The sequence below is a fragment of the Mycobacterium sp. 852002-53434_SCH5985345 genome, assembly GCF_001667155.1.
GTDB lineage: Bacteria > Actinomycetota > Actinomycetes > Mycobacteriales > Mycobacteriaceae > Mycobacterium.
In genome coordinates, this window is record NZ_LZIE01000063.1 from 42,321 (window position 1) to 65,688 (window position 23,368).

The following is a 23,368-nucleotide window of genomic DNA, read 5'->3' on the forward strand; positions in this document are numbered from 1 at the left end:
GATGCGGCCGGGCTCAGCCCTTGGTCGCGGACCGGCCCGCGCGCCGGCCGTAGAAGCTGCCGTCACCGAGCGAGACACCGCTGGCGTAACCCCACGCGGCCAGGCCGGCGGTGCAGCGGCCGGCGGCGAAGAGGCCGGGGATGGTTTCTCCGCTGACGTGGAGCACCTCGGCGTCGAGCGTGGTGGCCAGGCCGCCCAGGGTGAAACCGCCGGTGTTCTCCCGTAAGTCGATGGCGCCGATCGGGGAACCGATGGGCTTCAACCACTCCGGCTTCTTGTGCAGCAGCGGGTCCTCGCCGCGGGCGGCGGCCTCGTTGTAGGCGGCGACGGTCGCCTGCAGGGATCCCGGCGCCAGGCCCATGTCGCGTTCCAGGTCGGCGACGCTATCGGCCACCCAGGTCGCCGGGCGCAGCATGAATTTCGGGGACCACGACGCCATCGCCTCTTGTTGGGCGTCGTCGTCGATGATCAGGTAAGCGATGTTGTCCTGCTGGTAGAGGGTGAGCTGGCCGATGCGGCCCGGGTAGGTGTCCTCGGCGACGTAGCGCTGGCCGCGGCTGTTGACCAGGATGCCGCGCACCAGTTGCTGGGGGTCGATGAAGATGGCGACCTCGGTGGCGTCCATGTGCGCCAAATCGGCGCCCAGCGCCTGCGCCATCCGGATCGCCTGGCCGTCGTGCTGCTCGATCGAGGCGGCCGGGCGGCCGGCGATCCGCGGGGCATAGCGTGCCACCATCGCGTCGTTGTAGGCGAAGCTGCCCATGGCCAGGACCACCCCGCGCCGCGCCCGGACCGAAATTTCGCTGCCGTACCGGCGCCCGCGAATCCCGACCACCCGGCCGTCGGCTTCGACGACGAGGCGTTGCACCCGCACGTCGTAGATCGCACGCGCGCCGGCGGCGGTGGCGGTTTCGACGAGTGGCTTCATCAGCATGTAGCCCGCGCTGGCTTCGCCCTGTTTCTTGTTGGACATCTGCGGGACGTGTCCGCGCGGGGCGGGGGAGGCGATCGTGTTGAACGGGTAGGCGTTTTCGCCGCCGCTGTACATCAGGCCCTGGTCGCCCATCGGTTCCCAGCCGGGCTCGGAGAAGAACTCGGCCTTGAACGGCACGCCGCAGCCGACCAGCCAGTCGTAGTGGGCCACGCTGCCGGCGCAATAGTCGGCGATCCGGTTCTCATCGGCGCCGGGCCCCATCGCCACGTTGAGGAACGCGGCCATGTTGTCGACGGAATCGTCGAAACCGCAGGCCTTTTGCAAGGGCGTACCGCCCCCGAGGTAGATGAACCCGCCGGCCATTGCCGCCGCCCCGCCCCACGACCCGGTGCGTTCCAACACCAGCACGTCGGCGCCGTCGCGCGCCGCCTCTACCGCCGCGGCGGCACCGGCCACCCCGTAGCCCGCGATGACCACGTCGGCCTCGTCATCCCACGCCGTGATCGACGCGGCCGGGACCGGCGTGACATCGGTATCCGGCGTCATAACCGCATGGCCGCGGGCATTTCGCCGATCCACTGATGACCCCAGTAGCTGTCGGCGGTGATTTCCTCTGCGGTGTAATATCTTTCGTCGACACGCATGCCGTCGGTGCCGAACTCGATGTCCCAGTCGCCGGGGGCACGCACGTAGAACGAGATCATCTTGTCGTTGGTGTGTCGGCCCAGCGTGGAGGACAACTGGAAGCCCTCGGCGTTCACCCGGTCCAGCGCCTGCCCGACGGCGTCCAGGCTGTCGACCTCCACCATGATGTGCACCAGGCGCGGGTCGCGCTGATGTGCGGCCGGCACGATCGCCAGGCTGTGGTGTCGTTCGTTGATGCCCAGGAAGCGAACCCGCACGGGCCCAAACTCTTTCGGCAGCGGCACACGGAACGCGCCGCGGGCGCGGAAACCGAGCACCTCGGTGTAGAAGTCGAACAGCCCGTTCGGGTCCATCGCCGGCACCACGACGTGGCCCATGCCCTGGTCGCCGGTGACGAATTTCGCGCCGAACGGGGTGACGACGGGGCTGTGGTCGAGCACCGCACCATGGAACACCTCGAGGGTGGTGCCGGCGGGGTCCTCGAAGGTAATGACCTCTTCCACGCGGCGGGCCTCGGCCTCGTCGGTGGACAGCTGCTTGAACGGGGTCCCGGCGGCGTCCAGGGTCGCCTTGACCCGTTGCAGCCCCGGGCGGTCACGCACCTCCCAGCCGATCGTCAGCACCCGGTCGGTCTCACCGGGCACCACGATGAGCCTGGCGGCGCGCTCGTCCATCCGCAGGTACAGCGCCTCGGGGTCGGGGCCTCTAAAACTAGGGGAGCCCTCGGCGAAACCCAGTACCCCGAAGGCGAATTGCCGCCAGCGGTCGATGTCGTTCGTTGAAATCGTGATGTAGCCCAGGCTTTTCAGATCGGTCAACGTGCTCTCCTAGATCAAAGCCCGCAGGGGGCCCTCGGGCGGATCGATACCCAACGAACTCAGCGCCGACGCGTGATAGGTGGTGCCCGGCATGTGGATGGCGTGCAGCTGGCCGACGTGCATGTCGCGCCAATACCGTTGCAGCGGCTTGTCCATCCGGGCCGCGTTGCCGCCCGAGCGGGCGAAGATCTCGTCGACCGCGGCCACCGCGCGCCACACCGCGCGGATCTGGGTGCGCCGACCGGCCGCGCGGTCGGCGAACGACACCTCCTTGCCCGCGGCGACCATGTCGTAGATGCGGTCGGCGTTGGCCAGGAGTTCCTGGCGGGCGGCGTTGATGTCCGCGGCCGCCTCGCCGATGGCGAACATGACGTAGGGGTCGTCCTTGATCGCGGTTCCGGTGGCGCCGACGCGCTCGCGCTGGTAATCCAGGTGCGCGGCCAGGGCCCCTTCGGCGATGCCGATCGTGGCCGCCGAGATGCCCAGCGGGAACATCGTCGACCACGGCATCAGATAGAGCGGTTCGGTCATGCCGGCCTCGCGCTGGGCGGTGCCGTCCATCACCTTCGTCGCGTCCATCGTCCGGTAGGACGGGACGAACGCATCCTTGACGATGACGTCCTTGGAGCCGGTTCCGCGCAGCCCCACCACGTTCCACGAGTCCTCGACGATCTCGTAGTCCCTGCGCGGCAGGATCATGTGCAGCATCTGCGGCGGCATGATGGGAATGCCCTTGTCGTCGCCCAGCATCGCGCCCAGGATGATCCAGTCACAGTGGTCGGTGCCCGAGCTGAACTGCCAGCGGCCGTTGAAGATGTAGCCACCGTCGACGGGCTTGGCCACCCCCTGCGGTGCGTACGGCGAGGCCATCCACGTGTCGACGTCGTCGGCCCAGATTTCGGCCGCGACCTTCGGGTCGGCGTACGCCAACTGATAGGGGTGCACACCGACAACGCCGACGATCCAGCCGGCCGCCGGGTCCAGCGCCGCGGTCGCCATCGTCGTCTCGGCGAACTCGCGGGGGTGGACCTCGAACCCTTGGTACTGCTTGGTCTGCAGTAGCCGGATCAGGCCGGCGCCCTTCATCAGCTTGACCGTGTCGTCGGTGAGTCGGCCGATCCGCTCGGCCTCGGGGGCCTGGTCGCGCAACTGATCCGCCATCGCCACGACCCGGTCGAGTACCCGTTCGCTCATGTTGGTGTCCTTACGTCTGGAGGCTTAGTAATGGTCTACCGCAGTTCGTGCCGCAGCCGAAGCCGTTCCCGATGAGCGGAAGCAAAAGCGCTCAGAATTCAACTGACGATGCGCCGCTCACCGGCCGGGTCTGCACATGGGAACCGGGCCGTCCAGCCGGCTCCAGGTTGCCGTGCGCGCCGACGAGCGGCCGATGGCCGGGACAACGTCACCGCAGTGTCCGGTCACCGGGATCCGGCCCCGGCGGTCGAGGTGGCAGGACATACCGTCGGCGCCTGTGAATAGCGCGGAGCTGGTCGACGTTGTCGTGGTCGGCGCCGGGTTCGCCGGCCTCTACGCCCTGCACAAGCTCCGCAGTCAGGGATTGTCCGTGCGGGTCCTGGAGGCGGCGCCGGAGCTGGGAGGCACCTGGTACTACAACCGATACCCGGGGGCGCGCTGTGACGTCGAAAGCGTCGATTACTGCTATTCGTTCTCCGATGAACTGCAGCAAGAGTGGAACTGGACCGAGAAGTACGCCACCCAGGCGGAGATTCTCGCCTACCTGAACTGGGTGGCCGACAATCTCGACCTGCGCCGCGACATCACATTCCGCGCCCGCGTCGTGTCCGCGGCGCTCGACGAAACTACGCTGCGCTGGCTGGTCACCACCGACGGCGATGACGTGCTGTCCGCCCGGTTCTGCCTGATGGCGACCGGTCCGCTGTCAGCCGCGTTGACCCCGAACTTCCACGGCCTCGATTCGTTCGCGGGCGAGATCTATCACACCGCCGCGTGGCCACAGCATCCCGTCGATTTCACCGGAAAGCGGGTCGCCGTTATCGGCACCGGTTCGTCTGGCATTCAATCGATTCCGATCATCGCCGAACACGCCAAGCATCTCTTTGTCTTCCAGCGCACGCCCAACTACAGTGTCCCGGCCGGCAACAAGCCGTTGAGCGAACGGGAACTCGATGACATCAAGGCGAACTACGCAGAACGGCGGCGGCTCTCGTGGCGCAGCAGCGGCGGGTCACCACACATCACGGCGCCGAAGCCGACGATGGAATTCACGCCGGAGGAACGTCGGGTGGCGTTCGACAAGCGTTGGCAGCTGGGCGGTGTGCTGTTCTCGAAGACGTTCCCCGACCAGATGACCGACTTGACCGCCAACGACGAGGCCCGAAAGTTCTACGAGGAGAAGGTGCGCGCGGTCATCGACGACCCCGCGCTGGCGGACTTGCTTATCCCCAACGATCACCCGATCGGCACGAAACGGATCTGCACCGACAGCAACTACTTCAGCACCTTCAACCGGCCGAACGTGTCACTCATCAGTGTCCGCGACACACCGATCGAATGCGTGGACACCGCTGGGATCAGAACCGTCGACGCGCACTACGACGTCGACATGATCGTGCTGGCAACGGGTTTCGACGCTCTCACCGGTGCGCTGGCCAAGATCGACATCATCGGACGCGGCGGTCGTCGGTTGCGGGACGACTGGGCACAGGGGCCGCGCACCTACCTGGGGCTGAGCGTCGACGGATTTCCCAACCTGTTCCTGATCTCCGGTCCCGGGGCGCCCGCCGTGCTGGCGAACATGGTGCTGCACGCCGAGGCGCAGGTGAATTGGATCGCCGCAACCATTGTCTACCTCGATGGCCACGGGTTGGCCGCGATCGAGGCGACCCGCGATGCCGTCGACGGCTGGGGGGCCGAATGCGCCCGCCTCGCCGAGGCCACGCTGTTCACCAAGGCGGAGTCCTGGTACATGGGCGCCAACGTGCCCGGAAAGCCAAAGGGATTCATGTTGTTCGTCGGTGGCTTCGCAACATATAACGACATCTGCGACGAGGTGGCTAAGGCCGGTTACCCGGGCTTCGATCTGGTTAAGATGCCGCGATGAAGAGACTGCTTGGCAAGGTAGTGCTGGTCACCGGCGCGGCCAGGGGCACGGGACGGGTGCATTGTCAACGCTTCGCCGACGAGGGCGCAGATGTGATCGCGCTCGATGCCACCGCGGCGAGCGACGAGTTGCTTGACACCGCAAGGGATGTCGAAAACCGCGGGCGACGCTGCGTGACGGGTGTTGCCGACGTGAGTCATTTGGAGGCTGTAACGGGCGCCGTAGCCAACGGCGTCGCGGGACTGGGACGCCTCGACATCGTCGTCGCGAATGCCGGAATTCACCTTGCCGGTGGCCGGACATGGGAACTCGACCCCCGGGACTGGCAGCGCACGCTCGACATCAACCTGACCGGCGTATGGCACACGGTCAAGGCCGGTGTACCGCACATGGGCGAAGGCGGCGCCATCGTGATCATCAGTTCGACCAATGGTCTTCGCGGGACGCCCAATACCGCGCATTACACGGCGAGCAAACACGCGGTGGTGGGTTTGGCGCGCACCCTGGCGAACGAGCTCGGGCCGTCGAGCATCCGGGTCAACACTGTTCATCCCGGGCCGGTCGCGACTCCGATGGTGCTCAACGACAAGATGTTTCGGCGCTTACGCCCGGATCTCGAAAACCCGACCGCCGCGGACGCCGCGGAAGTGCTGCGGGCGCGCAACCTGCTGCCGGTGCCGTGGGTAGAGCCCGTCGACATCGCCAATGTGGCGGTGTTCCTGGCCTCCGAGGAGGCCCGCTACATCACGGGCACGCAGCTCGTCGTGGACGCCGGCCTCTCGCAGAAGGCGACATGAGCGGCGGACCGGATGAGCGGTCTCCATGCTCGTGGGGGTGGCGCGATCATCCGTGCTCGCCAAAACCGCACGCTTCGCGCAGCAAGGGCTGGCAGGGATGAAGGGCAACGATGACAGCGGCGCACCGGCGTATGAAGCGCTCACCCAGTCCGTTCGCCGGCTGATCGACGCGACCATCCGCACCGAGGCCGACACCGGTACCGTTGCGGCCGCGAAGACGCACATCGATTGCGCGATAGAGCAATTGAGCGAAAGCCTGATGCCGGGATCGTTCGGTGTTCGCCATCCGTTCGACGGCCAACCCGTGGCTTCCGGCAACGTCGTGATCGGCGTACGCAACCCGATCGCACCTCCGCTGGTGATTCACCGCGACGCCGGTGGCGCCGTGTGGACCGAGATCACCCTCGGCGCCGCCTACGAAGGACCTCCGGGACATGTCCATGGCGGAGTGTGCGCGTTGGTCCTCGACCACGTCCTGGGCGCGACCGCGCACGAACCCGGCCGACCGGCCTACACCGGCACGCTCACGCTGCGCTATGTGCGGGGGACCCCGTTGGGTCTGGTGCGGGCAGAAGCGTGGGTCGAGCGCGTCGAGGGCGTGAAGACCTTCGCGAAGGGGCAGATCACCGATAGCCAAGGGCTCACGGTCGGCGCGGAAGGTGTGTTCATCAAGCCGCGCGGTGCCCACGACTGATGGACTCACGGGCTATCGGTGACGGCCTCCGCCGAAATCCGATGCTGGTGTCGGTCCACCAACTTCAGTGCACGGGCGGCCTTGGCGGGAGCCGCGAGGACCGCGGTATGCGGCGCCCGGGATGCGTTGTGCCGCGGTGCTGGTGGGGCGGACTGGGCGGGCTCGGCGAGTTCCGGGTCATCGGTCAGTGGTGACTCCTCGTCCCCGCGACCCGGCCGCAACCGATTCGTGGCGGCGACGGCGAGCACGGCGGCCGCCGCGGTGCCCAGCCCCTGCGCCCAGCCCACCGGACCGACCGGTGTGCAGCCCAGCAGTTGGCTGATCCCCGGGGTGCTGATCATCGCGGTGAATGCGGCGAACGAGCCGGCTGCGGTGAGGAGCACCAGGGGCGCGTGCGAGTCGACCACGGTCTGACCAAGCTCGACGGCGACCAACGAGATCAGCGCGACGGTGGAGGCGCGCTGGGGCAGCCCGGTGACCGACGCCATCACCCAGGCGGTCGTGGCGGCGGTGGCGGTGAGCGCCCCCCGCGCGACAACGGTTCGCCGAAGCGCGCGTTCGTCGATGCCGCGGCCGACTCGTTGCACCGGCCCGGCGGGCGTGCTGACGGCGACCGCGGTCGCGGGCAACGCGTCGGTGAGCATGTTGATCAGCAGCAGCTGCCGGGTGTTCAGCGGCGACGTGCCGGTGAGGGCCGTGCCGATGACCGAGAAAATCACCTCGCCGGCGTTGCCGCCGAGCAGGCCGGCCACGGCCGCCTGGACGCCGCGCCACAGTCGGCGTCCCTCGTCGATGGCGGCCACCAGCGTCTCGATGCGCCCGTCGGTCAGGACGAGGTCGGCGGTCGTGTGGGCGGAGTCGCTGCCGCGGGCGACCACACCGACGCCGACGCTTGCGGCCCGGATCGCCGCGGCGTCGTTGGCGCCGTCGCCGACCATGGCGCACACCCGCCCGGCGCGCTCGAGCGTCTGGACGACCTGCACCTTGTTCTCCGGTGACATCCTGGCGAAGATCACCCGTTCGGAGACCGCGCGCTGCTGATCGTGGCGCGACAGCGCGTTCCATTCGGACCCCGTGATCACCTGGTCGGCGCTCACCGCGACCCCCAGTTCGCGGGCGATGGCCGTGGCGGTGACGGGGTGGTCGCCGGTGATCAGCCGGATTGCCACGCCCCGCTTGGCCAGGTCCGCCAGCAACCGTGGCGCCTGGGGGCGAGGCGTGTCCGACAGGCCCAGGAATCCGGTGAGCGTCAATCCCGTCTCGCACAATCCGGTGATGCTGTCGGGGTCCTTCCGCAACGATCGCGCCTGCGCCGCGGTCAGGCGGCGTTGGGCCACCGCAATCGTTCGCAGCCCGGCCGTCGTCAGGGCCGTCACCGCGTCCTCCGCCTCCGGGCCCGCTTGCCGGCACGCCGCCAAGACCACTTCCGGTGCGCCCTTGATGGTCAACTGCGTGCCCGTCACCGAGGCCGAGAACGCCCTGCCGGACCGGAACGGCAGGTGCGCGTCGGGCTCGGGTCGTGAACCGGACCCCGCGACCGCCTCCGCCGCCTTGATGATGGCTTCGTCGGTGGCATGGACGTGGGGATTGCCATCGTCCGCCGGCGCGGCCTGGGCGGCGCACCGCAGGATGTCATCGTGGGAATGGCCCGCCACCGGGTGCACCTCGGCGACGCGAAGACGGTTCTCGCTCAGCGTTCCGGTCTTGTCGAAGCAGACCACCTCGACGCGACCGAGCGCCTCGGCCGCGCGCGGGACCCGCACCAGCGCCCCGCATTCGCCCAGCCGCTGGGCCGACGCGGATTGGGCGAGGGTGGCCATCAGTGGCATGCCCTCGGGGACGGCCGCCACGGCGACCGCGATGGCGCTGCCGAGGGCTTGGCGCAGACCGCCGGCGCGCAGCAGGCCGAGCGCGCCGACCAGGACGCCGCCGCCCGCGCTAAACGGGAACGCGCGGCTCATCAGGTGGCTGAGTTGATGGTGCAGGCCGACCGTCGGCAGTTCACCGGACGCCAGTTCGGCCGCGCGGCGGCTCTGGGTGTCGGGCCCGACGGCGGTGACCAGCGCGACCGCGGTGCCGGCCACCACGGTGGTTCCGGCGTAGATCATGCAGCGGCGCTCGGCCAGTTCGGCCCCGGGCGTGGGCTCGACCTGCTTCTGGACTGACAGGGATTCACCGGTCAGCGACGATTCGTCGACCTCGAGGTCGTGTGCCTCGATGACCCGTGCGTCGGCGGGCACCACCTCGTCGCTGCGTACCTCGATCACGTCGCCTCGCCGCAGCTGTTCGACGACGACTTCGCGGTAGCCGGGTGGGGCGTCGGGCCCCTGGGTGAGGACGCGGGCCGGCGGGGTCTGCTGAGCGAGCAGGCGGTTCAGCCGGTTCTCGGCGCGAAGCTGTTGGGCCGTCGAGAGCAGCGCGTTCCCGGTCAGCACGGTGCCGACCAGCACCGCGTCGGTCGGTGACCCCAGCACCGCGGTGGCCGCCGAACACAATCCGAGGATTGGCGTCAACGGGTCGCCGGTCAACTCGGCGACGGCGGCCCTGGCGAACTCCCACGCGGCGGCGGGCAACCCCGCGCCGTCTTGTGCGGAATCCGTTGCGGCCGAGGGTTCTCCGGGGTCGCGCAGCGCCGCCAGCACTTCGCGGGCCCGCTCGGCCGACATCGCGTGCCACTCGAACGCCGGCGCCGGCCTGGGTACGGGCGTGCGAATCGTGCCGAGCGCCAACAGGTATCCCGACAGCAGCCCCGCGACCGCGCCGACGGTCACCGGGCCGGGCCCGCGCAACCGGCGCACCCCGGGCACCATGAACAACGCGCCCAGCGCCGATGCGCCCACCGAGATCGCGATGCCCTGCTGGCTCGCCCTCCTGGCCGCCGGTAGCGCGTGCAGCACCCGCCACGCTCCGGCCAGGTCGTCGAGCATCAGGTCGGCAGTCCAGGGCGGAGCAGCATCCGCGTCCGGCCTGATCCCCAGCGCCACGTCGGCGCCCGAAAGGGCTTGCGCACCAGAACAGGACAGCACCGCGACGGTGTGGCCGTCGCGTTGCAGTGCGGACACCGCATCGGCGAGCGCGCCGTCGATGTCGCCGTCGCCGACAGGGTGGACGTCGTCGAACGCGGGACGCAGGTCACCGAGCAAGTCGGTGTCAACGGACACCAGGCGCGCGCCGGAGTCGCGCGCGCGGGTGATCAACGCCGACGCGAGAGGGTGTGGGGCCGGGGCGATGAGCGCCTCGACCGCGCCGCCGCCATCGTCGTCGTTGGGAGATGCGGGAATCCCGTGCCAGCCCGGGGCCGGGGCGTCGTCGAGCAGATCCTGCGCGCGGGTCCAGGCGGTCAGTAAGTCGTCGTCGCGGGCGCCGCGGACGCGAACCACCCGCATCGAAGCGTCACACAGCACGCGCGGATCGACCAGCAGAGCGTCGACCTTGTCGAGCCTGCGCAGGCTTTCCGGCCGCAGCGGAAGCACCGCGTGGTGGTCCGCCAAACCTCGCCCGAGTGTGGCCGCGAACGCCTCATGGGTGGTGCGCATCGCCTTCGGCGAGGCCGCGAGCGCGGCGTTCGACGCCATCGTGACGTTGCGCGTGAGGGCCCCGGTCAGACCGACGCCGATCATCTGCACCCACGCCACGCGCTGCCCATGACGGTCGATCGGACCGGCCGGTGGGGGAACCGGGCGCAGGGAGCGGTGCACTTCCGGCTCGTCGGCATGCCGGGCCAACTCCGGCTCATAACGGGCCCATGCCCGCGCCGCGGCCCGGCACTCGGCGGCCTTGAACGCCTGCATCGCCAAGTCGACCGAGAGCTTCGCCGGTGACAGCGTGACCACATGCGCGGCCGTGCCGAACACCGACAACGCGGTGTCCGTCGCGCCGGGGCCGATCCCGCCCTCGAGCACACGACGCAGCCACGGTTGGTAATTCGCGATCGCGGACGCCGCCTCGACGGCTATGGGGGCCGCCGGCAACCGCAACGCGCGGCCCGCAACGGCGACCGCGAACCCGGCGGCGTTGACGGCCACCATCGCGCTGCGATGGGCCAACAACAGCCCGTCGCCGGGCAAGCTTTCGGCACGCGTGGAATGGCTTACGCCGCCGGCATTTTCGGCGGCATCGAGCGCGGAGCAGAGTGCGTCGAGCGACGCCCCGGCGTCGATGTCGACAACCACCCTCGACAGCGGACGGTTCAGCCTGACCTGCGTGACGCCGGGTTGCGCCCGCAGCGCATCAACCGCAGCGCGGCCACGTGCCGCACCGCCCGTGCCGTCGAGGCCGCGCACCTCGATCCACACGCGACCGTCGCCGCGCCCGCACCGCCGCGTCAGCGTGGAGTGGGAGATCTCACCCGAGAGCACCCTCGCGCCCACCCGGACCGGCAGCGCGACAACGTCGAGGCCGGCGGTCGCCAGCCTGCCGACCGCTTCGCCAAGTCCCGCGGCGGCGCCGAGCCCTGTCGACATCACCCGCAGCGGCGAAAGCTGTCGCACGCGCAACCCCTTTCCCGCACATGACGAATGGTGGCTTCGCGGTTTTCCGCGACGAGGCCGCCGACCGACGCTGGCCGCGACTGCAAACCCGACCAACCTAACCCGAGGTCAAGGACCCAGCAACTTGAGATTGCCGCGCGTAAACAACATGTAAAAAGTGATCGCGCCTGTTAGGAGGCCTCGATCAAAATGTTCGGGTTGGCCGATTTATGGATTGAGCAAACCAAAATGGGCCGTTGTGGTTACGCGGGATCGAGACCGGTCGGCCCTTGAAGCGCATGCCGTCCCTCCTAACGTGTTGGGATCGATAGTGGTCCGCTGCCGCGATCCCGACGATGAGGAGCAATTATGAGCGACATCGACGAGTTGGCGACTCGGCTGCGCCGGCTCGAGGACGAACGCGATATCGCGCGGCTGATCGCCTCCTATGGCCCGGCGGTCGACGCGGGGGATCCCGATGCGGCCGCGCGGTTGTGGGCACACGACGGAATCTACGACGTCGACGGCTGGCGCATGGAGGGCCAGGCGGAGGTGCACGCCATGGTGAGCTCGTCGGCCCATCAGAACCTGGTGGCGAAGGGATGCGGGCATTTCCTTGGGCCCTGCGTCGTCACGGTCACCGGCGAATCGGCGGTGGCGGTGTGCGAGTCCTTGGTCCTGGTCCGCGACGGCGATGGATATCGCGTATGGCGTTGCGCCGCAAACCACTTCACACTGCGACGGATCGACGGCCAGTGGCGGATCGAGGTCCGTACCACCCGTGTCCTGGACGGCAATCCCGACGCGCACGACCTATTGAGCAGAGGCCTGGCCGGGTCGGTTTAGCCTCGATGGCGGCGACCCGCTTCGCCCGGCTGCGCCGCGCTCGCGATCGCCGCTAGCGGGACAGGAACGCCAGCACCGTGCTCTCGAACGCCTCGCGGGCTTCGATCATCGCCCAGTGGCCGGAGTTGGGGAAGATGTGCAGCTCCGCGTTGGGGATGGTGCGCATCGGGATGAGCGCCATGTCCGGCGGGCTCACCCGATCGTCGCGTCCCCAGGTCAGCAGGGTGGGCGCGGTCAACTTGTGCATGACGGCCCACGGCAGCGGGCGGTCGGAGGCGGCCATCGCGGCGTTCATGGCACCGAAGGCCGCTTTCCCGTACATGCGGCGCGCGGCGGCCAGCGTGTCCGGGTCGGTGGCCAGCTCCCAGCGTTCCTCGATCAGTTCCTCGGTGATCAGCGCTTCGTTGTAGACCATCGACTTGAGCCAGTCGACCAGCCGCTGCCGGGTGGGGTCCTCGACGAACTCCTGCAGCAGCCGGATGCCCTCGCTGGGGCTCGGGCTGAAAATGTTGGTCCCGATGCCGCCGATGGTGACCAACCGGTGGACGCGGTCCGGGTTTCCGGTGGCGAAGTTGATGCCGACGCCGCCGCCCATCGAGTTTCCGACGATGTGCACCCGCTCGACGCCGAGCGCGTCCAGGAAGGGCGCCACGGTGCCGAACGCGGTCACCATCGGGTGACCGCCGAAGTCGTCGCTGACGCCGAACCCGGGGAACTCCAGGATCAGGCAACGGAACCGCTCGGCGAACGCGGGCAGTATGCCGCGGAAGTTCCGCCAGCCGGTGACACCCGGTCCCGAGCCGTGCAGGAACAGCAACACCGGAGCTGATTCCGGGCCGCAGTCGTAGTAGCGCAAAGCTCCCTTGGGAGTGCTGATTTCGCTCAGGTCCTGCTGCGTAACGGTGTCTGTCACGGGTGCCACCTTGCCATGCCGTGGCGGTCAGCTCCGCTGGTGGCTCGATTCGCTGCAATTCAGCAGCTCTTTGAGCGCCGCGGGAAACGCGTCGGCGAGGTCCCAGAGATCGGCAACCAGGTCGGGGCAGGAGATGAGGCCGACGCCGAGTCGGCCATTGAGCGACATGACGGTGATGTTGAGTCCGGCACCGGCGATGATCGGGCCGAGCGGATAAATCGCATCGACCCGGCAGCCCATGAAGTACAGCTGTTCCTGCGGCCCGGGCACGTTGGACAGCACCAGGTTGTGCGGCGGCTTCTCGGGCAGCGGGATACGGGGCAGCAGCTTCATCGCGGCGCCGAACATGGTCTGACCGGTCACCTGCGTCCAGTCCTGCAGCAGGCTGGAACCCATTGCGGCGGCGTGGTCCTTGGCCGCGGCGTTGCCCTGCGCGATGCCGCTCAGTCGTTCCGCCGGGTCGTCGATGTGGGTTTCGAGGCGGCAGAGCATCCAGGTGGTCTGGTTGCGGCCCGGCCGGTCGGATTTGCCCCGCACCGAGACCGGCACGCTGGCCACCATCGGGCTGTCCGAAAGTTCGTTGCGGTCCAAGAAGAACTGTCGCAGGGCGCCCGCGCACAGCGCCGTCACCACATCGTTGATGGTGACTCCGAACCTGTTCTTGACCTTCTTGACGTCCTCGAGGTCAAGCGACGTGAACGCGACGTTGCGGCGCCGGGTGAAGGGGCCGTTGAACGCCGTCGGCGGCGCAGCGAACGGGGCGGCCATCGTGGGTCTGCCGCCGCGGGCGCGCAACAGCGTCTGCGCGAGCGTCAGCGCGGTTGCCGGCACCACCTTGGCCAGGCGCCACGGCCGCAACGCGGCGCCGATGAGTCCGGACGCGGCGATCTGTAGGGGATTCGCCCCACCGGAGCGGGCGGCGGGCTCCGGGGCTGGGGCGTCCTGCGCGGTGCTGCACAACTGGGCCAGCAGGTTGGCCCCGCCGATCCCGTCGACCACCGCGTGGTGGGCCTTGAGGACGACCGACAGCGCGCGGCCGTGCAGGCCCTCGATCACCCACATTTCCCACAGCGGGCGATCGCGGTCCAGCGCCAGCCCGGCGATGTGCCCGCAGATCTCCGCTAACTCCCGGGATCCCCCGGGCGCCGGCAGGGCAACCCGGTGGAGATGCCGCGCGAGGTCGAAAAGTTCGTCGTCCACCCAGACCGGGTGGTCGAAGTTCAGCTGGGTGTCGGCCAGCTTGAGGCGGAATTCCGGCACCGCGTCCACTTGCGCCGACAGCGCCCCGCGAAATTGCTCGAAGGTGTAGCCCTCGGGCAACTCAGCGGGGTCCAACTCCAGCACGCAGCAAACATTCAACGGCTGCGTTGGGGATTCCAGGTACAGAAAGAACGCGTCTAATCCACTCAGTCGTTGCATTTTTGCTCGTCTCGATTGTGTGGCCATGACCGCTGGTCACGTGACCTGCGGTCAGCCCCGGGCCCCACCGGGGAACGCAATCACGGTTGACTGCAATCTCAAGGTCTGATCCCTATCTGTAGCCGTTGAACGGTCTGCGGCAAACATTTGAGCGAGAGATTCAACGAAATTGCCACCGACGTTCATCTCGGCGCAGGACTCAGTCACCGCGCGACCGCCTTGCCATCGTCGACCCGCGCGCCGCCCAGTCGGTCGACACCTTGCGATGCTTGATCAGCCAGGCGTCACCGTCGGGCACCAGGGTGTCGCGATAACGGCCGAAATGGTCGAGGCCGATGTCGGTGAGCACGGTGAAGTAAGACGAGACCTGCGCCTGATCGGCATCCAGTGCGGTGAACACCACGTTGGTGACGTTGTGCCGGACGACGGGCTTCACGCGGGCGCCGGCGGCGACGGTCCCGGTGATGCCGCCGAGGAAGGTGACGATCGCGGATCGACCGCGCAGCGGCTCGAAGCCTCGTATCTCGAGGACACCGTCTGGGCAGAACGTCTCCGCGAGACCCTCGAGGCGGCCCGCGTCACCGGACCAGTTGTATCTCGCCAACGTCTCGCGGATTCGTTCACGGGCGACCAGTTCCCAAGTCTCCACCGTCGTGACTCCTCGCCAGGAGCGCTCTCGCGCTGCGTATCGCCGGGTCTTTGTGTTGGATGACTAGCGTAGGCAGGTGGCGAGCAAGCAGGGGGCAGTCATTACAACAGGCGATCTCAAACGTGTCGTCGGCACCGACATCGAAGTCGAGGTGACGGCGCCGACGACCCTGGAATTCCAGGTCACCGTTGCCCAGCAGCCGGGTGTCGACGTCAGCGAATCGCTGGCGATCACCTTGGACGGTAAGCCAATTGAGCCGCGTGAGATCGTCGGTGAGCACGGCACCCGGATCCATTCCATCGAGGCGGAAGCCGGGATCGTCACGCTTTCGTACTCGGCAACGGTGGCCGGACAAGCTGAGCCCCCGCCCGTGCGCGACATCGACTTGATCACTTATCTGCGCCCGAGCCGGTACGCGGAGGCCGACAAATTCTTCGGCTTCGCCGCCACGGAGTTCCAGCAGTATGCGACCTCGGAGAGGCTGCTCGAGAGGGTCTCGTCGTGGGTGGGCACGCGGCTGAATTACGTTCCCGGCTCCAGTGATCCGATCGACGGCGCCACCGACACGTTGCTGGCGGGCGCCGGTGTGTGCCGCGACTACGCCCACCTGGTGATCGCATTGCTGCGCGCTTTGAACGTCCCCGCCCGGCTGGTGGCGGTCTACGCGCCGGGATGCCAGCCGATGGATTTCCACGCGGTGGCCGAGGCATTCGTCGACGGCGTCTGGCGTGTGGTCGACGCGACGTGCCTGTCGCCGCGGCAGTCGATGGTGCGGATCGCCACCGGTCGTGATGCCGCCGACACGGCGTTCCTGGACAACCACAAAGGCTCCGTCACGCTGAACAACGCGACGGTCACCGCGGTGGTGGACGGGGAGCTACCCAAGGATTCGGTCGATCAACTGGTGAGCCTGTGGTAGCGGCTCTGCGAAGTCACCGCACGATGTGAGGCCGGAAGCCTCGTGGGGCGGCCGGCGTCACGCCGTTCAGATCGAAGACGGCGATCAGGGCGCGCAGCAGGGCGGGGGACCAGTCCTCGAACGGTTGCGCGTCCAGTCGGCTGAGGACTTCATCTCGCAGATAATCGATGCCCGACGGGTGCCGTGGTTCGCTCAACGCGCCAGCTCCCTTCCCGAAGATCTACTGCGTCGAAGCTAGGGCCGGGGCGTCGCGCTTGTACAGCCGACTGGTCGAACTCAAATGTGTTTCAAAAGCCGCCCTGCCCACCATCAACCCGCCATCCGTCCATGCTTATTCCGGACACGGGAATGAATCCCGGCCCCCGGCAGTCACATCAGGCATGAAGCTGAACGACGCCGCCCGCGACCTGATCGGCAAGGGCGCCGATGCCACCCTGGTCACCCTCAACCCCGACGGCAGCCCCCAGGTCAGCCTGGTCTGGGTCGCTCTGCAGTCGACGCCCGACGGAGACGAACTCGTCACCGCGCACCTCGCCGCCCACAAGAAGGTTCGCAATGTCCGTAACGACCCGCGGGTGGCCGTCACCGTCGTGTCGCTCGACGAGCCGAGCACGGGGATGCGGCCGTACCTCTCCATCACCGGCACGGCGCGAATCGTCGAGGGCGGCGCTCCCGAGCTTCTCGAGGAGCTCAACCCGATCCTCGGGGACCCGAACACGAAATTCCCGCCGGACGGCGCGCCGGCCGGATTCCTGACCCGGATTCGCATCGAAAAGGCCGGCGGCATCGGCCCCTGGGCGTCCTGACCCGGATTGCCACTTCCGCGACGGTGAGTAGCGGAATACAGTGAGTGGGTGACGACGGGCCAAGACGGCAGGCATCTGCGCACCTGCCCCCTGTGTGAAGCCATGTGCGGCTTGGAGATTCAGGTCGACGGCGGCAGGGTCACCAGCATCCGGGGAAACCGCGACGACGTGTGGAGCCGCGGACACATCTGCCCCAAGGGCGTCTCACTTGCGGCGCTCCACGACGACCCGGACCGCATCCGCCGGCCCATGATCAAGGTAGACGGCCAGTGGCAGGAGGTCAGCTGGGACGCGGCCTTCCGTCGCTGCACCGAATTGCTGACGCCGGTGATCGAGAAGTATGGAATCGGGGCGGTCACCGCCTACACCGGTAACCCGCTGGCGCACTCGTTTTCACTGGCCCGGTACGCGGGTGTGCTGATGGGCATGTCCGGCATGCCGATCACGTATTCACCGGGGACGGTCGACCAGTGGCCCAAAAACCTGTCGTCGCACCTGATGTACGGCCTTTGGTGGAACTTCCCGGTGCCCGACATCGAACGCACCGACCTGATGGTGATCATGGGCGCCAACCCCGCCGCGTCGCAGGGGTCCTTGCTGGCGGCGCCCGATGTGATGGGTCTGATCGACCGGATCCGCCAGCGCGGCAAGGTGATCGTGATCGACCCGGTGCGCACGCAGACCGCGGCGCGCGCCGACGAGTGGCTTCCCATCGTGCCCGGGACGGATGCCGCGCTGCTGCTGGCCGTGGCGCACACGCTGTTTGACGAGGGCCTGATCGATCCCGGACCACACGTCGACGGGGTTGACACGATGCGCCGGGTCGCCGCGGAGTGGCCGCCGGAACGGGTCAGCGCCGTCACCGGCATCGACGAGGACCGCATCCGGCTCTTGGCCCGCGAGCTCGCCGGCACCGAAAAGTCGGTGGTGTACGGCCGAATCGGTCTGTGCAATCAGGAGTTTGGCAGCCTCGCCAGCTGGCTGGTCGACGTCATCAACATCTTGACCGGCCATCTCGACGTTCCCGGGGGAGCGATGTTCCCCAAGCCGGCGGCCTGGTCGATCACCACGCAACCGCTGCCCGGCCTGGAAGGTGGCCTCCCGGAATTCGGCCGCTGGCGCACCCGCGTGCGCGGGGCGAAGGAAGTGCTCGGCCAGGCGCCGGTGTCCTGCATGGCCGAAGAGATCGCCACCCCGGGCGAGGGACAGCTCAAGGCCCTCATCACGGTCGCCGGCAACCCGGTGTTGTCCACTCCCGGCGGCGACAAGCTCGACGAAGTCCTGCCGATGCTGGAAGCGATGATCTCCGTTGATCTTTGGCTCAACGAGACGACGCGGCACGCCGATGTGATCCTGCCCGGCCTATCCCCGCTCGAACAACCCCACCACGATGACCTGATCCTGCTCTTTGCGATCCACAGCATCGCGAATTACTCGGCGCCGGTGTTCGATCCGGGGGACCGCCCGCACGAATGGGAGATCCTGATCCGGCTGACCGGCCTGTGCACCGGCACGCCGGCCGAAGATGTCGACGTCACGGCGATCGACGACGGCTTCTTCGATTACCTGGCCTTCACCCGCCGCGTCGACGGCGCTCAGATCCGCAAGCTCTACGATCAGGGCGGTCCCGAGCGCATGCTTGACCTCACGCTGCGAACCGGGCCCTTCGGGGATCAGTACGGGAAAAACCCGGGCGGGCTGACGCTGGACCTATTGAAGGCCAACCCGAACGGCATCGACTTCGGCCCGATGGCCCCGCAGCTGCCGGACATCCTCGGCACCCCCGACAAGAAGATCCGGCTCGCCCCGCAATACCTGCTCGACGACCTGCCCAGGCTGGCCGCCCGGATGGAACGACCGGCCGAGCCGCTCGTTCTGGTGAGCCGCCGACACCTGCGCTCGAACAACACCTGGCTGCACAACGTGCCGGCGCTGATGAAGGGAAAGGACCGGTGCACGTTGCTGATTCACCCCGACGACGCGGCCCGCTGCGGCATCGAGGACGGCGATGTCGTCACCGTGAAATCGGACGCCGGGGAAATCAAAGTGCCGGCCGAGGTCACCGACGCGATCAAAACCGGCGTGGTGTCGATGCCGCACGGCTGGGGGCATGGCAAGCCGGGCACCCGCATGGCGGTGGCCAACAGCTCGCCGGGCGCAAACACGAATGTGCTCTCCCTGCCGACGTTTATCGACGAGCCGTCCGGCAACGGCGCGCTCAACGGCATCCCGGTGACGATCATCGACGATCAAGCCCGATTCCGGTCCGCGCAAACAATCTGATCGCGTTGGCCCGCTGCCCCCGGCATACCCCCTCGCTTGGTTAACGCTTAGCGCAGGACTGTGGTTCATCTCACCAGGATGACCCTCCGATGAACCGTTGAGCGGAACCCGTCGTCGGCTTAGGCATGACTGCAACATCGCATCTCACATCCACATCGCGGGCCGTCCAGCGTGGCAGCGGCGCGCCGCACATCGTCGGCGCCGCGGTGGCCTTCACCTCGCACCGCTACAACCAGGACGAAGTCGCCCGCGAGCTAACCGAATTCACCGACCCGCGGTTTCTGCGCTTCGCGCAGACGACGGGGGTGGACCAGCGCAGCCTCGCGCTGCCGCTGTCGCGTTACCCGCGGTTGAGCGGCTTCACCGAAGCGAACGACGCCTATCTCGAGGTCGCCGTCGACCTCGGCGAGCGGGCGATACGGTCGGCGCTGGCCGACGCGGGCATAGAACCACACGAGGTGGACACCATCGTGATGGTATCCAGCACCGGGATCGCGGTGCCCACCATCGACGCACGGCTGATGGCCCGAATCGGATTGCGGCCCAATATCAAACGTGTCCCGTTGTTCGGTCTGGGCTGTGTCGCCGGCGCCGCCGGGATGGCGCGCGTGCACGACTACCTGCATGGCTACCCCGGGGATGTGGCCGTGCTCCTGTCGGTCGAGTTGTGTTCCCTCACGCTGCAGCGCGACGACACCTCGGTTCCCGCCCTCATCGGTGTGTCGCTGTTCGGTGACGGCGCCGCCGCGGTGGTAGCCACGGGCGCCGATCGAATCCCTCAGGGCCGCAGGGATCGTCGGGCGCCCCGAATCCTCGGGACCCGCAGCTGCGTCGTGCCCGAGACCGTCGACGTCATGGGCTGGAACGTCGGTTCCAGCGGTTTTCAACTCGTGATGTCGCGCGACGTGCCGAAGATGGCCGACGCCCATCTGCGCAAAGAGGTTGACGGATTCCTGGCCGACCACGGCCTGTCCCTGCCGGACGTCTCGACGTGGGTGTGTCACCCCGGCGGACCCAAAGTCCTCGACTCGATTGAGGACGCACTCGGACTACCGGCGGAGGCGTTGATCCACAGCCGGAACTCCATGCGCGACAACGGCAATATCTCTTCGGCATCCGTGCTCGACGTGCTGCGCCGAACGGTGGCGGAGCCGCCGGCCGAAGGGAGCTTCGGGGTCATGCTGGCGATGGGTCCGGGCTTCAGCTTCGAGCTGCTGCTGCTGCAGTGGTGAGGGGCGAGGCCGTGTACTACTACCTGTTGATTCTGGCGATCGGCGGCGAACGCCTGGTCGAGCTGGCGGTCGCGCAGCGAAACACCAAATGGTCATTCGCGCACGGGGGCAAGGAGTTCGGCCGCGACCATTACCCGGCGATGGTCAGCATGCATGCTCTGCTGCTGGTTTCGTGCGTCGTGGAAACCTGGGCGCTTCACCGGCCGTTCATTCCGTGGCTGGGCTGGCCCATGCTCGCGGTCGTGGTGCTCAGCACGATCGTGCGGTGGCGCTGCGTGAGCATCCTCGGCAGACGTTGGAACCCAAGGCTAATCGTGATCCCGGATGCTCCGCTGGTTAGCGACGGGCTGTATCGGTGGGTGCGCCACCCCAATTACACGGCGGTCGCGGCGGAGGTGGCGGCGTTGCCGCTGGTTCACTCGGCGTGGCTGACGGCGACCGTGTTCACCATCGCGAACGCGCTCGTGCTCAGGGTGCGCATCCGCGCGGAGAACGCCGCGTTGGGCCTGGCCTGAGGGCTGTCCGCGTGATCAGGGCGCGATGGGGCGATTCGTCCACTCGCGGTCGGGCCGGCGCGACGAGCGGAACCAACCGCCCGCCGCGCCGGTACCGCCGTCGGTCGGGATGGTGTGGCCGGTGACGAAGGCCGACAAGTCGGAAGCCAGAAACAGGATGACGTGGGCCTGATCCTCGGGCACGCCCATCCGGCCGAGCGGCACCCACTGCGGCCACTGGGTCTGCTCGTCGGCCGACAGCCACTGCGAGTAGGGCACCTGGAGGGATTCGGTGACGTCGGGGGCGATCGCGTTGACTCGCACCCCATGCACGCCCACCTGCACCGCAAGGCTGCGGGTGAACTGGATGACGGCGGCCTTGAATGCGGCATAGACCGGGTCCTCCGGGTAGCCGCGCAGGCCCTCGACGGAGGAGACGTTGACGATCGCGCCGGCCCGCCGGGCCACCATCTCCGGCAGGAACGCGTGGGTGACCAGGAAGACGTGGTGCAGGTTGATCCGGTACAGCTCGTCCCAGAACTGGGTGTCGGTGTCGACGAAATCTCCCGGATGGCGCAGCCAGTGGCCCACGTTGTTGACCAGAACGTCCACCCGGCCGTAGCGGTCCAACACCGATCGCGCCAGGTCGTCCACCGCATCCGCATCACGGACGTCGGTAACCACCGCCACGGCCGATCCACCCGAGGCCGCGATGTCATCGACGGTGCCCGCGGCAAGTCCGCCGTCGATATCGACGATGACCACGTGTGCGCCGTGCTGAGCGAAGACCCGGGCGGTGGCCGCGCCGATGCCGCCGCCACCGCCCGTCACCACCGCCACCCGGCCGCCGAGCAGCGGCTCAGCGCGCGTTTCGTCGCTCATCGCTCATATCTTGGCGTAGTGGGCGGATATCGGCCGGAAATCGGCCAAGGCCAAGGCGCGGCAAGCCGCGGAAAGTTCCCTTGTACCCATCCGCCCGCGCCGATAAACCGTGATGTAGCCAACATTCATGCGACCTTAACTCGCAGTTTTTCCCAGCCGTTGCGGGGTATTCCCTGCCCACTTAGGAGGGATTGCATGGTTAGCACCACCGATCCGCGTCGCGTATTGCCAAGTCTCGCAATGAAGCGGCGAATCCACCATCGCCACAGCCCGCAATCGGTCGCGGTCTCGTTGGCCAGCCGCCTGATTGTGAAGAACACCGTGCGCGCGTGGGCATTCAGCCCGAACCTGCACTGGCCATTCGAATACGTCGACGGGCTCGCGGGATTGGCGCCGCGCCTCGGCATTCCGGCGGATATCGAACCGGTGCAGCTGGAAAACTGTGCCGCCGAGTGGGTTTGCGCCCCCGGCGCGTCGACCGATCGGGCCATCCTCTATCTGCACGGCGGTGCCTTCCTGACCTGCGGGCTGAACACCCATCGCTCGGTGGTGACGCGTCTTTCGAAAGCCGCGGACGCCGCCGTGCTCACGGTCGGATACCGAAAGCTGCCCACGCATCAGATAACCGACGCGATCGACGATGGGCTGAGCGGCCTACGCTGGCTGCAGGATCGCGGCTTCGACGGCGACCAGGTAGTAGTGGCCGGCGATTCCGCCGGCGGATATCTCGCGTTCATGACCACGCTGCTGGCCATCAGCAGTGAGCTGATGAGGCCCGCGGGGATTGCGGCGATCTCACCGTTCACCGACGCCGACCCGGCACGAAAGCTGAAGCACCGCAACGCGCGCAAATGCTCGATGTTCACCCGTGGGGCTTTGTCGATGTTCGCCCAATACCTCAGCAGGGCACAGCTTTTGGAGGGGCGCGGCGACTCCACCGTCGCCTCACCCGTCGACGCCGATCTCTCGTCGTTGCCGCCGGTGACCATCCATGCCAGCTCCGACGAGTTGCTGCTTCCGGATGCCGAATTCATGGCAAAGCGCTTGGAAGCCAGCGGAATCCCGTGCGATCTGCACCTATGGGACGGACAGATCCACGACTTCCCGCTGGCGGCGGACATCCTGCCCGAGGGCCGACGGGCCATTCGCTACATCGGGGATTTCATCAAGGACGTCACCGCAGCGCGCGAGTCGTGGCGCTATAGTTTGCAAGCCACCGCAGCCGCGGGGTAGCAGAACTCCCGGAAGTGCCTGCAGCCCAAGCTGATTCGATAATGACGAGCCGGGTCACCTACTGGTCGACATCCTCGGATTCGTGGTCCATCAGACTGCTCCTGCCAGTCGGGCGGGGCGTCTCGAGTGACCCGGCACTCGCGGGGCCGGCGGCGGGCGGATCGTCGGCGGTGGCGCGCAGGGAGACGTCGGCGACGAACGCTCCTCCCATGCACGGCGGGTTCCCCACCCATACGGCAAACCCGGGGCCCAA

General features: G+C 67.9%; 20 protein-coding genes. 10 read left to right on the forward strand and 10 right to left on the reverse strand.

Annotated features, from left to right (window positions below; translation table 11 throughout):
* Positions 1-13: 13 nt before the first annotated feature.
* From A5756_RS15310 to A5756_RS15320, 3 genes are read right to left on the reverse strand one after another with little or no spacing between them, the layout of a single operon-like run.
* The gene (locus tag A5756_RS15310) at positions 14-1,480 is read right to left on the reverse strand and encodes an FAD-dependent oxidoreductase (protein WP_066953689.1); all 1,467 of its coding nucleotides are present in this window, start codon (positions 1,478-1,480) and stop codon (positions 14-16) included.
* Positions 1,477-2,397 (reverse strand): biphenyl-2,3-diol 1,2-dioxygenase, encoded by a 921-nt coding sequence (gene bphC / locus A5756_RS15315; protein ID WP_066953692.1) that lies wholly within the window; start codon positions 2,395-2,397, stop codon positions 1,477-1,479. The genes A5756_RS15310 and bphC overlap by 4 nt, the downstream gene beginning before the upstream one ends.
* 9 nt (positions 2,398-2,406) lie before the next feature.
* Positions 2,407-3,591, reverse strand: coding sequence for an acyl-CoA dehydrogenase family protein (locus A5756_RS15320; protein WP_066953695.1), 1,185 nt, complete (start codon positions 3,589-3,591; stop codon positions 2,407-2,409).
* Positions 3,592-3,784: 193 nt separating this feature from the next.
* Between A5756_RS15320 and A5756_RS15325 the strand changes: the two genes are divergently transcribed.
* From A5756_RS15325 to A5756_RS15335, 3 genes are all read left to right on the forward strand, one after another.
* Entirely contained in the window at positions 3,785-5,479 is a 1,695-nt protein-coding gene (locus A5756_RS15325; RefSeq protein ID WP_369817358.1) for a flavin-containing monooxygenase, read from the forward strand.
* Positions 5,476-6,276, forward strand: a complete 801-nt coding sequence (locus tag A5756_RS15330) for a mycofactocin-coupled SDR family oxidoreductase (RefSeq protein WP_066953702.1) — start codon at positions 5,476-5,478, stop codon at positions 6,274-6,276. The genes A5756_RS15325 and A5756_RS15330 overlap by 4 nt, the downstream gene beginning before the upstream one ends.
* Before the next feature lie 97 nt (positions 6,277-6,373).
* The gene (locus A5756_RS15335) at positions 6,374-6,970 is read left to right on the forward strand and encodes a PaaI family thioesterase (RefSeq protein ID WP_066953947.1); all 597 of its coding nucleotides are present in this window, start codon (positions 6,374-6,376) and stop codon (positions 6,968-6,970) included.
* A gap of 5 nt (positions 6,971-6,975) precedes the next feature.
* On the opposite strand, the gene A5756_RS15340 is transcribed toward A5756_RS15335, so the two are convergent.
* Positions 6,976-11,433 (reverse strand): cation-translocating P-type ATPase, encoded by a 4,458-nt coding sequence (locus tag A5756_RS15340; protein ID WP_231989156.1) that lies wholly within the window; start codon positions 11,431-11,433, stop codon positions 6,976-6,978.
* Between the two features lie 375 nt (positions 11,434-11,808).
* Between A5756_RS15340 and A5756_RS15345 the strand changes: the two genes are divergently transcribed.
* The gene (locus tag A5756_RS15345) at positions 11,809-12,285 is read left to right on the forward strand and encodes a nuclear transport factor 2 family protein (protein WP_066953707.1); all 477 of its coding nucleotides are present in this window, start codon (positions 11,809-11,811) and stop codon (positions 12,283-12,285) included.
* Between the two features lie 52 nt (positions 12,286-12,337).
* Here the strand turns inward: A5756_RS15345 and A5756_RS15350 are convergent, their stop codons facing one another.
* From A5756_RS15350 to A5756_RS15360, 3 genes are all read right to left on the reverse strand, one after another.
* Positions 12,338-13,198 carry an alpha/beta fold hydrolase gene (locus A5756_RS15350; RefSeq protein WP_082959064.1) on the reverse strand — a complete coding sequence of 287 codons (861 nt, stop codon included), beginning with the start codon at positions 13,196-13,198 and terminating at the stop codon, positions 12,338-12,340.
* A gap of 27 nt (positions 13,199-13,225) precedes the next feature.
* Positions 13,226-14,617 (reverse strand): wax ester/triacylglycerol synthase family O-acyltransferase, encoded by a 1,392-nt coding sequence (locus tag A5756_RS15355; RefSeq protein ID WP_066953710.1) that lies wholly within the window; start codon positions 14,615-14,617, stop codon positions 13,226-13,228.
* A gap of 199 nt (positions 14,618-14,816) precedes the next feature.
* Entirely contained in the window at positions 14,817-15,266 is a 450-nt protein-coding gene (locus tag A5756_RS15360) for a nuclear transport factor 2 family protein (protein ID WP_066953713.1), read from the reverse strand.
* 76 nt (positions 15,267-15,342) lie between these two features.
* Here A5756_RS15360 and A5756_RS15365 point away from each other — a divergent pair, with 76 nt between their 5' ends.
* Entirely contained in the window at positions 15,343-16,185 is an 843-nt protein-coding gene (locus A5756_RS15365; RefSeq protein WP_066953716.1) for a transglutaminase family protein, read from the forward strand.
* A gap of 13 nt (positions 16,186-16,198) precedes the next feature.
* Here the strand turns inward: A5756_RS15365 and A5756_RS15370 are convergent, their stop codons facing one another.
* Positions 16,199-16,381, reverse strand: a complete 183-nt coding sequence (locus A5756_RS15370) for a hypothetical protein (RefSeq protein WP_066953717.1) — start codon at positions 16,379-16,381, stop codon at positions 16,199-16,201.
* A 184-nt stretch (positions 16,382-16,565) separates the two neighbouring features.
* Here A5756_RS15370 and A5756_RS15375 point away from each other — a divergent pair, with 184 nt between their 5' ends.
* The 4 genes from A5756_RS15375 (at position 16,566) to A5756_RS15390 (ending at position 21,021) form a co-directional block, all read left to right on the forward strand.
* Positions 16,566-16,991 (forward strand): PPOX class F420-dependent oxidoreductase, encoded by a 426-nt coding sequence (locus A5756_RS15375; RefSeq protein WP_066953720.1) that lies wholly within the window; start codon positions 16,566-16,568, stop codon positions 16,989-16,991.
* A 48-nt stretch (positions 16,992-17,039) separates the two neighbouring features.
* Positions 17,040-19,274 (forward strand): molybdopterin-dependent oxidoreductase, encoded by a 2,235-nt coding sequence (locus A5756_RS15380; protein WP_082960041.1) that lies wholly within the window; start codon positions 17,040-17,042, stop codon positions 19,272-19,274.
* A 125-nt stretch (positions 19,275-19,399) separates the two neighbouring features.
* Complete coding sequence (locus A5756_RS15385) at positions 19,400-20,506, forward strand: type III polyketide synthase (protein ID WP_082959061.1); 1,107 nt, start codon at positions 19,400-19,402, stop codon at positions 20,504-20,506.
* Positions 20,500-21,021 carry an isoprenylcysteine carboxyl methyltransferase family protein gene (locus A5756_RS15390; RefSeq protein WP_231989153.1) on the forward strand — a complete coding sequence of 174 codons (522 nt, stop codon included), beginning with the start codon at positions 20,500-20,502 and terminating at the stop codon, positions 21,019-21,021. The genes A5756_RS15385 and A5756_RS15390 overlap by 7 nt, the downstream gene beginning before the upstream one ends.
* A 15-nt stretch (positions 21,022-21,036) precedes the next feature.
* Here the strand turns inward: A5756_RS15390 and A5756_RS15395 are convergent, their stop codons facing one another.
* Positions 21,037-21,882: an SDR family NAD(P)-dependent oxidoreductase gene (locus A5756_RS15395; protein WP_066953724.1), complete on the reverse strand. Its 846-nt coding sequence runs from the start codon at positions 21,880-21,882 to the stop codon at positions 21,037-21,039.
* Between the two features lie 195 nt (positions 21,883-22,077).
* Here A5756_RS15395 and A5756_RS15400 point away from each other — a divergent pair, with 195 nt between their 5' ends.
* Entirely contained in the window at positions 22,078-23,115 is a 1,038-nt protein-coding gene (locus A5756_RS15400; protein ID WP_066953727.1) for an alpha/beta hydrolase, read from the forward strand.
* A 58-nt stretch (positions 23,116-23,173) separates the two neighbouring features.
* Here A5756_RS15400 and A5756_RS25930 read toward each other — a convergent pair whose 3' ends face one another.
* The gene (locus A5756_RS25930) at positions 23,174-23,326 is read right to left on the reverse strand and encodes a hypothetical protein (RefSeq protein WP_156659552.1); all 153 of its coding nucleotides are present in this window, start codon (positions 23,324-23,326) and stop codon (positions 23,174-23,176) included.
* Between the last annotated feature and the right edge of the window lie 42 nt (positions 23,327-23,368).